Origin of the sequence: Mesorhizobium sp. M1307, assembly GCF_040318155.1 — a bacterium.
Classification (GTDB): domain Bacteria; phylum Pseudomonadota; class Alphaproteobacteria; order Rhizobiales; family Rhizobiaceae; genus Mesorhizobium.
The window spans coordinates 1-590 of sequence record NZ_JAMYLR010000122.1 but is presented as its reverse complement, the minus strand read 5'-3'; the positions used below and the strand labels follow the sequence as shown (position 1 = coordinate 590).

Below are 590 nucleotides of genomic sequence, written 5' to 3'. Positions count from 1 at the left end.
CCAATGCCCGAACGGTGCCTTTGAGCGCAGCCGTTGGCCCTTTAGGCAGCGGCCGCGCAGACGTGTCATCTTCGTAGTGGTTCCGGTTTCGTCGATGAACACCAGCCGATGTGGCTCAAGCCGCATCCGCGGCTGGCGCCTGGTCTGCCACTCCTGCCGCGCCTTGCTGACGTCGGGACGATCTTGCTCGCTGGCCAGCAGCGTTTTTTTTGAAGCGATAGCCATTCCTGATGAGCCAGCGCGAGATCGAGGCAGGAGCGACCTGGACGTCTGTAGCAGCGGCCAGTTCGGCGGCAAGCTCCGGCATGGTGATGTCATCCTTCTCGGCCACACGGCCAAGCAGGAACGCACGATGCGGGTCGAGCTTGGAATGGCGGCGGCCACCGCTGGCCTTGGGCGCCAGGCTCTCGGTCTTTCGATAGTTCCTCATCAGGATCACGACAAACGAAACCGACACCCCAAAATGTGCCGCCGCCGCACGCCGCGAGTGGCCAGCCTCGACAAACCGCACAACACGTTCACGCAAATCGAGCGAATAGGGCTTGGGCATGGCAAATCACCTCCTACAGGAAGTGAATCATGAACCACGC

1 protein-coding gene is annotated in these 590 nt (G+C 61.7%); it reads right to left on the bottom strand.

Annotated elements, in window-relative coordinates:
- Positions 1–115: 115 nt before the first annotated feature.
- Positions 116–550, bottom strand: coding sequence for a helix-turn-helix domain-containing protein (locus tag NKH16_RS34925; RefSeq protein ID WP_352619621.1), 435 nt, complete (start codon positions 548–550; stop codon positions 116–118).
- Positions 551–590 lie beyond the last annotated feature (40 nt).

Excerpts from the sequence above, each read along its gene's own strand:
- NKH16_RS34925 (WP_352619621.1), bottom strand. The coding sequence starts at position 550 with ATGCCCAAGCCCTATTCGCTCGATTTGCGTGAACGTGTTGTGCGGTTT.